The organism is Streptomyces sp. NPDC001732 (assembly GCF_053596315.1).
Window position 1 is genome coordinate 481589 of record NZ_JBSFFY010000002.1, and the last position, 7748, is coordinate 489336.

Annotated in this window: 6 protein-coding genes; 4 read left to right on the top strand and 2 right to left on the bottom strand. The window is 72.8% G+C overall.

The window, feature by feature from the left end:
* Positions 1–104 precede the first annotated feature (104 nt).
* The gene (locus ACWCXX_RS04990; RefSeq protein ID WP_451124320.1) at positions 105–1421 is read right to left on the bottom strand and encodes a polysialyltransferase family glycosyltransferase; all 1317 of its coding nucleotides are present in this window, start codon (positions 1419–1421) and stop codon (positions 105–107) included.
* On the bottom strand, positions 1418–2398 hold the full coding sequence (locus tag ACWCXX_RS04995) for a glycosyltransferase family 2 protein (RefSeq protein ID WP_451124322.1): 981 nt from the start codon (positions 2396–2398) through the stop codon (positions 1418–1420). The genes ACWCXX_RS04990 and ACWCXX_RS04995 overlap by 4 nt, the downstream gene beginning before the upstream one ends.
* A 208-nt stretch (positions 2399–2606) precedes the next feature.
* Between ACWCXX_RS04995 and ACWCXX_RS05000 the strand changes: the two genes are divergently transcribed.
* From ACWCXX_RS05000 to ACWCXX_RS05015, 4 genes are all read left to right on the top strand, one after another.
* On the top strand, positions 2607–3956 hold the full coding sequence (locus ACWCXX_RS05000) for a DUF6716 putative glycosyltransferase (RefSeq protein WP_451124324.1): 1350 nt from the start codon (positions 2607–2609) through the stop codon (positions 3954–3956).
* A gap of 176 nt (positions 3957–4132) precedes the next feature.
* A complete protein-coding gene (locus ACWCXX_RS05005; RefSeq protein ID WP_451124326.1) occupies positions 4133–5365 on the top strand; it encodes a cytidylyltransferase domain-containing protein in 1233 nt (410 codons plus the stop codon).
* A 97-nt stretch (positions 5366–5462) separates the two neighbouring features.
* The gene (locus ACWCXX_RS05010; protein ID WP_451124328.1) at positions 5463–6395 is read left to right on the top strand and encodes an N-acetylneuraminate synthase family protein; all 933 of its coding nucleotides are present in this window, start codon (positions 5463–5465) and stop codon (positions 6393–6395) included.
* A gap of 11 nt (positions 6396–6406) precedes the next feature.
* Positions 6407–7462, top strand: coding sequence for a hypothetical protein (locus ACWCXX_RS05015; RefSeq protein ID WP_451124330.1), 1056 nt, complete (start codon positions 6407–6409; stop codon positions 7460–7462).
* Positions 7463–7748 lie beyond the last annotated feature (286 nt).

Consider the following 7748-nt stretch of genomic DNA (forward strand, 5'->3'; position numbering starts at 1 on the left):
GGGGCGGCCCCGGGCGGACGGGCGGGACCGCCTGGGAGTGCCGGGGTGTCGGCGCAGTACGGCCCGTGAGTCCCGCGCCCCGGAACGCCGGGAAGCCCGGGGTGTCAGCGCAGTACGGCCCGTCCCAGTCGGCGGGCCCTCCTCGCCGCCCGCCGCACGGCCGGATTGCGGGAGAGCGTGGCGAGTCGGCCGGGCAGGCCGCCGGGAAGCCCGAGCGCCGTGAGCCTGCGCCGCGGGAACAGTTGCTGTTCGTCCGGGGTGACGCCGTCCGTGAGGTACGCGGTGGCGGCCGGCCGCAGCTGCGGATGGATCCGCGGCTGCATCGTGAACCCGATCGTGGCCACCAGCCGGCCCGTGTCGCCGGGCGTCCGGGTGCGCCCAGTCTCCAGCTCGGGCAGCAGGGTGTGGGCGAGGGCCGCCGGTACCCGGTTGCTGTTCTGATACGGCGTCAGCCGCGCCAGCAGCATTCCCGTACCGGTGCGGGCGGTGTCCAGACCGTACAACTGCCGTGCGGTGAAGAGCGCGGTGGAGAAACAGCCCACGACGAGCACCGGCCGCAACCGCTCGTACAACGTCTCCGCGAGCACCGGCGCGTCGAGCACGGTGAGTTCCGCGCCGAGCCGGCCGGCCTCGGTCTCCAGCAGCCGGGACCAGCGGGCGGGCGCCGTCGGATGGGGCTTGAAGACGATCTGCCGGTGCCCGCGCGCGGCGGCCCCGCGCAGCATGCGCAGATGGAGCTCCTCTTCCTCCTCGGCGGTGAGGATGCCCAGCGCCGAGAGGTACTGGCCGAGCAGCAGCGCCGGACGGTCGTACGGGACGTCCGGCGAGGGGGAGAGCGCCCCGATCTCGCCGAGCACCGCGCGGAAGGCGTCGCCGGGCACGATCTCGGCGCCGACGCCGAACTCCGTGAGCAGCAGGGGTTCGAGGCCCGGCACCAGATCGAGGTGGAGGACCCGGCGCACACGCGTGCCGAGCAGCGGATCGAGCTTGATCCGGGTGGGCCCGTAGCTCATCAGCCCGTCCGCGTACACGTCCACGGGCGCGCCCGTGAAGATCCCGGTGACGGCGAGGGCCGGGTCGACCTGGATGGACTCGGCGGCCAACTCGACCTCGTCGTCGCCGAGTTCCCACAGTCTGCGCAGATGACGTTCCCACAGCGGCAGGTCCTCGGGGCGCGGCGACCAGCCCGACGGATGGAACGGCTCGATCGCCGCGTTCCAGGAGAGCACGTCGTCGAACCGGTCCCGGATCGCCTCGAAGCCCGGCATCGCGTCGAGCGACGGTGAGACCTCGGGGACGGCGGCGTTGTTGTTGACCAGCAGGATGCGCCGGTCCGCGGGCCGGACGAGACCCGTGTCGACGGCCGCGGCCAGGGTGGCCGCGCCGTAGAGGGTGGACGCGCAGAGGATCTGGGTGGTCATGCGGCGGTCCTCGCAGCGGTGAAGGGGCGGCGGCGCAGCCGTCGCAGCCGGGCGGACCTGTCGGCGTCCATGGCGTCGACCGTCTCTTTCAGAATGTCCTGCGGCATGCGGTGCAGCGCCGCCGCGCCCCTGTCGAGAAGAGCGCGGGCCACGGCCGGTTCGAATTTCGAAATGGTCGCCAAATGGTGGGAGATCAGCGCGCAATAGGTACGCACCGCCTTCGGCAGCAGTGCGTCGGCCTCCGGATCCCGTGCGGTCTCTTCCAGCACCTGGTCGAACGCGCGAATGAAATCGAGTTGCCGGACATCGCCGATCTGGGTCAGCGAGGAGGAAACTCCGCGCCGGTAGAACACCCCGAGCAGACCGACCGCGGCGAAGGATTCCGCCTCCCGGTGCAGCCGCCAGATCCACGGCCGGTCCTCGGCGGTGCGCAGCCCGTCCGTGAAATGGATCAGACCGCGTTCGACCAGACGGCGGTGGTAGACGCCGGCCCAGGCGTACGGGTAGTCGACGGACGTGGTGCGCCCGACCGGGAGGATCGCGTCGCGCGGGCGCATCGGCACCTCGCGCAGGCCGTGCGGCACCCGGGCCACGGTGCGCGACTTCGCCCGGCACTGCACATGGTCGGTGCGCAGGAAGTCGCACCCCAGGCGGTCCATCGCGGCGACCAGATCGGCACAGTGCCCGGGGGCCAGCCAGTCGTCCCCGTCGAGGAACGTGACGTACCGGCCGCTCGACGCGTCGAGGCCGGTGTTGCGGGCGGTCGCCAGCCCCCGGTTCCGTTCGTGCCGCCGCAGCACCACCCCCGGGATCTCGTCCCGCGCCCGGAGCAGGAGGTCCGCGGTCCCGTCGGTCGAGGCGTCGTCGACGAGAACGAACTCGAAGTCCTCGCGCGCGTTGGCGCGCAGGCTTCGAAGGGTGTCGGGGGCATATGCCCGCACGTTGTAGAACGGCACGATGACGGAGAGCTTAACCACTCGGTCACGCTAAGGGCGGTTTCGGCATTTGCCTTGTCCCGGAGAAGGACTGCGGGTGAACGGAACATGCGGGAATGGTGAACCGGCGTGAATGAGCGGGTTTTTCGGGCCGCCGGCCGGACCGATTAGCCAATCGTCGGCAGGCTGTTAACCAGCTGTTGCCGTCGCGTTGGGCCGCGAATCGGAATGCCTTCCTAAGTTCTGGGACGTGCCCCCACGTACCGAAAAGACGACCGCCCTCCGGGTAGCCGTGCTCGCCGACTCCGACACCCGGTGGAAATGGGGCGCGCTCACCGCGCGCCGCCTCACCGCCGGTACGTCCGGGGCGCCGGCGCGGCGCGTCGAGATCAGCGGACTGCTGCTGCGCGGCCGGGCCACCCCGACCCCGCGCCAGCTCGCCGAGGTCGGCGACGTCGGCATCGGACCCGACCGGGTGCGCGAGGTGACGGCCGTCGAGTTCCTGCACACCGTGCGGGACGAGGGGTACGACGTCGTCGTCCTCGCCCTCGTCGGCGGAGCCGTCCAGGCCATGCTGCACGGCATCGCCGCGCTGCGGCTGCCGGCCAGGCCCGTCGTCGTCACCGGCTACGTCGGCGTCGTCTACGAGAAGCTCGCCGACGGGCTGCTGCTGCGGCACGGCGCGGACGTCGTCCTCGCCAACTCCCGCCACGACGCCGGGCGTTTCCGCGCGGTGTACGAGGGCGTGGGCGCCGACGCCTCGGCCGTCACGGAGGCCGCCCTGCCGTTCCTCGGCGGCGAACCGCACCGCCCGGAGGCCGGCCGCGACACGGTTGTCTTCGCCGCCCAGCCGTCCGTACCGGCCTCCCGCGCCGACCGCACGTACCTGCTGCGCAGGCTCGTCGAGCACGCCCGGCTGCACCCCGGCCGCGAGGTGGTGCTGAAGCTGCGCTCCAAGCCCGGCGAGCACACCACGCACATCGAGGAACTCCCGTACCAGCGGCTCGCCGAGCGGCTGCCCGGCGGAACCCCGCCCAACTTCCGTCTGGCGTACGGGAACATGGGCGAGGTCCTGGACCGCACCGACCTGCTGGTCACGGTCTCCTCCACCGCCGCGCTGGAGGCCCTGCACCGGCGCATCCCGACCGCGGTCCTCACCGACCTCGGCGTCCGCGAGGCGCTCGGCAACCACCACTTCATCGGCTCCGGCCTGCTCACCTCCTGGGACCGGCTGGACGGCGGCTTCCGTCCCGAACCCGACCCCGAGTGGCTGGCCGGCCAGGGCGTCGCCGCCGACGGCACGTACGCCGCCGCCTACGACCGGGCCCGCGCCCGCGTCGACGCGCTGCTCGCCGCCCCCGGGCTCCCCGACCTCGCCCCCTACTACACCCCCGCGACCGCCCCCGGTTACCTCCCCGGCATCCTCGCCCGCCACCACCTCGCCCCCGACGGCCACCCGCTGCCGGGCGCCGAACGGCCGCGCGAGACGGGCGGGGTGCGCGGCGCGGTGCGCGACGCGGTCCGGGAAGCGGCGCGCGGCGCGTACCGGCAGGGCGTCCAGCGGGTCGCCCCCGTCATCCGGCGGATGGGCGAGCTGTGACCCCGCCGCCCGCCACCCCACCGGCCCGGCCCCCGGACCCGACCCCGGACCCGCACTCGATCCCGGCCCCGGACCCGCACTCGATCCCGGCCCCGGACCCGCACTCGATCCCGGCCCCGGACTCGCACCCGGCCCCGATCCCCGCCCCGATCCCGACCCCGACCCCAGGAGCAGCGATGACGCCGCCCACCGTGCTCGCCGTGATCCCCGCCCGCGGCGGATCCAAGGGCGTACCGGCCAAGAACCTCGCCCAGGTCGGCGGCGTACCGCTGGTCGCCCGCGCCGTACGCGCCTGCCTGGCCTCCCACGAGGTCACGGACGTCGTCGTGACGACCGACGACGCGGCCATCGCCGACGCGGCCCGCGCCGCGGGCGACACGACGGACACCCCCGAGCGGCTGCACCTCGTCCAGCGCCCCGCGGCCATCGCCGGGGACAGGTCCAGCAGCGAGGACGCGGTGCTGCACGCCCTGGACGCGTACGAGGCGATGCGCGACCGGAAGGCCGACGTGGTGCTGCTCGTCCAGTGCACCAGCCCCTTCGTCGTGCGGGAGGACATCGACGGCGTCGCCGCCGCCGTCGCCCGCGACGGCGCCGACACCGCGGTCACGGTCGCCCCCTTCCACGGCTTCCTCTGGCGCGACGGCAGCGCGGTCGAAGAGGGCAACCACGGCGTCAACCACGACAAGTCCGTCCGGCAGAGGCGCCAGGACCGCCCCGAGGACCTCCTCGAAACCGGCACCGCGTACGCCATGGACGTCGCGGGCTTCCGCACCCACCGCCACCGCTTCTTCGGCCACACCGCCCTGGTGCGCACCGACGCCGCACGGGTCCTGGAGGTCGACGACCCGCACGACCTGGCCCGCGCCCGCGCCCTCGCACCGCTGCTCGACCCGTCGCCGCTGCCCACCCTCGACGACATCGACGCCGTCGTACTGGACTTCGACGGCACCCAGACCGACGACCGGGTCCTCATCGACGCCGACGGACGCGAGACCGTCGCCGTCCACCGCGGCGACGGCCTGGGCATCGCCGCACTGCGCAGGGCCGGACTGCCGTTGCTGATCCTGTCCACCGAACAGAACCCCGTCGTCGCCGCCCGCGCCCGCAAGCTCCGCATCCCGGTGCTGCACGGCATCGACCGCAAGGACCTCGCGCTCAAGCAGTGGTGCGACGAACAGTCCGTCGCCCCCGAACGCGTCCTCTACGTCGGCAACGACGTCAACGACCTGCCCTGCTTCGCACTCGCCGGCTGGCCCGTCGCCGTCGCGAGCGCCCACGACTCGGTACGGGCGGCCGCACGCGCCGTCACGACCGTCCCCGGCGGCTTCGGCGCCATCCGCGAGATCGCGGCCTGGCTGCTCGGCCCCACCCTCACGGCCACGCGTCCCAACCAGTCCCCCAAGTGACCCGGGTCCCCCAACCCGTCAGCCATCCGAGCCTCCGGGCCCCCAAGCCTCCGAGTCTCCGAGCCCCCAAGTCATCAGAGCTAAGGAAACACACCTCATGAACACCTCCCGTCTGCGCACCCTCGGCACCCGCACCGCCGGCCCCGGCCGCCCCGTCTACATCACCGGCGAGATCGGCATCAACCACAACGGCGACCTCGACAACGCCCTCGCCCTGATCGACGTCGCCGCCGAAGCCGGCTGCGACGCGGTCAAGTTCCAGAAGCGCACCCCGGAGATCTGCACCCCGCGCGACCAGTGGGACATCGAGCGCGACACCCCCTGGGGCCGGATGACGTACATCGACTACCGCCACCGCGTCGAGTTCGGCGAGGACGAGTACCGGGCCATCTCCGAGCACTGCGCCCGGCGCGGCATCGACTGGTTCGCCTCCCCGTGGGACACCGAGGCCGTCGCCTTCCTGGAGAAGTTCGACGTCCCCGCCCACAAGGTCGCCTCCGCCTCGCTCACCGACGACGAGCTGCTGCGCGCGCTGCGTGCCACCGGCCGCACGGTCATCCTCTCCACCGGCATGTCCACCCCGCGCCAGATCCGCCACGCGGTGGAGGTCCTCGGCTCGGACAACATCCTTCTCTGCCACGCCACTTCGACGTACCCGGCCAAGGCCGAGGAGCTGAACCTCCGGGTCATCAACACCCTCCAGCAGGAGTACCCCAACGTCCCGATCGGCTACAGCGGCCACGAGACCGGCCTCCAGACGACCCTCGCCGCCGTCGCCCTCGGCGCCGCGTTCGTCGAGCGCCACATCACCCTGGACCGCGCCATGTGGGGCTCCGACCAGGCCGCCTCCGTCGAGCCGCAGGGCCTCAGCCGCCTGGTCCGCGACATCCGCACCATCGAGGCCTCGCTCGGCGACGGCGTCAAGAAGGTGTACGAGTCCGAGCTCGGCCCGATGAAGAAGCTCCGCCGGGTCACGGGCGTCGTCGCCGAGAGCGAGGCGGCCCCGGCCGCCGAGCCGGTCGCGGTCTGACGGGCCGACCGGTGAACCTCGCCTTCGTCGAGAGCCCGGTCCAGCTCCTGAACGTCCTGGAGTGGGCCCACGCAGAGGGAGGCGACGACCGGGTCCTGACGGACATCACGGTCGTCGTCCTCCCCCCGGTCGACCCGATGTCGCGCGGCCAGCTGCGCCGGATGGCGGAGCTGGCCCGCGACGAGGGCATCAACGTCCGCTGGCAGGAGGCCCGCGGCGGCGCGAGCGCCCCCCTGAAGAGCCTCCGCGACCTGGCAGGACTCGTCCGCAGGGCCCGCCACGTCGTCATCGGCGACCCGTTCTCCCGGTACGTACAGCTCCTGCTCACCATGGTCCGGGCCCCCCGCCTCACCGTGGTCGACGACGGCACCGCCACCATGGAGTTCGTCGCCCAACTGGCGCGCGGCGAACGCCTGGTGCGCTGGCACCGCAAGGGCGGATCGGGCCCGCGCGAACTGGTCCTGGCCCCCGTCACGGCCCGCGCCCGCAGCCGCTTCACCCCGTCCGCCACCCGTACGGTCGAGGTCTTCACGGCGATGCCGGTCGAGGCTCCGCCCGGCGTCGTCCTCACCTCCAACACCTTCGCCTGGACCCGCGCCCGCTTCGGTCCGCCGCTGCTCACCAAGGGCGCGGACCTGGTCGGCACCTCCCTCGTCGAGACGGGCGTGGTCGACCGGGACCAGTACCTGGAGGCCGTCGCGTCCCTGTCCCGCACCCACGGCGCCACCCGCTACTTCGCCCACCGCCGCGAGTCCACCGAGAAGCTCCACGCCCTGGAGGCCCGCACCGGCCTGGAGATCGTCCGCCCCGACCTCCCCCTGGAACTCATCGCCCGCCGCGGCCCGATCGGCCGCACGGTCCTCAGCTTCCCCTCCACGGTCGTCCACACCCTGCCCCTCGCCCTGGCCGGCACCGAGGTGAAGGTCGCGGTCTGCGACATCGCCCCGGAATGGCTCCGCGACACGGCCTCCCCCCGCGCCCAGGGCTTCCTGAGCGGCGTCACGGCAACAGCCCGCGACGTCCAGCGCCTGGCCCCGTGGCGGGCCACGGCGGTGACGGAGGCGTAGGGCATCCGGCTCCGCACGAGCCGCGCCGACCGCACCGGAGCGTCAGGTCGTGAGTCACATCACATACCGCATGTCCCGTTTTGTGGGATGAGGGCGGAACTTTCCACTGGCTGTGCACACGGCATCTACATAGAGTCCTGCGGGATTCCCTTTTTCCGGGAATCTTCATCTTCTTGGGGCCGGGGTGGGGATTATTGATCCGAAACGCTTTGGGTTCATGCTCGTTGACGGTGTGTGAGTGATCTGGTGGGGATGCGCGGACCTGGTCGTCGGATGCGCAGGAGGC

Bases quoted from the DNA above. Each gene is read 5' to 3' on its own strand.
- ACWCXX_RS04990 (WP_451124320.1), bottom strand. From the start codon at position 1,421: ATGACCACCCAGATCCTCTGCGCGTCCACCCTCTACGGCGCGGCCACC.
- ACWCXX_RS05005 (WP_451124326.1), top strand. From the start codon at position 4,133: ATGACGCCGCCCACCGTGCTCGCCGTGATCCCCGCCCGCGGCGGATCC.
- ACWCXX_RS05010 (WP_451124328.1), top strand. From the start codon at position 5,463: ATGAACACCTCCCGTCTGCGCACCCTCGGCACCCGCACCGCCGGCCCC.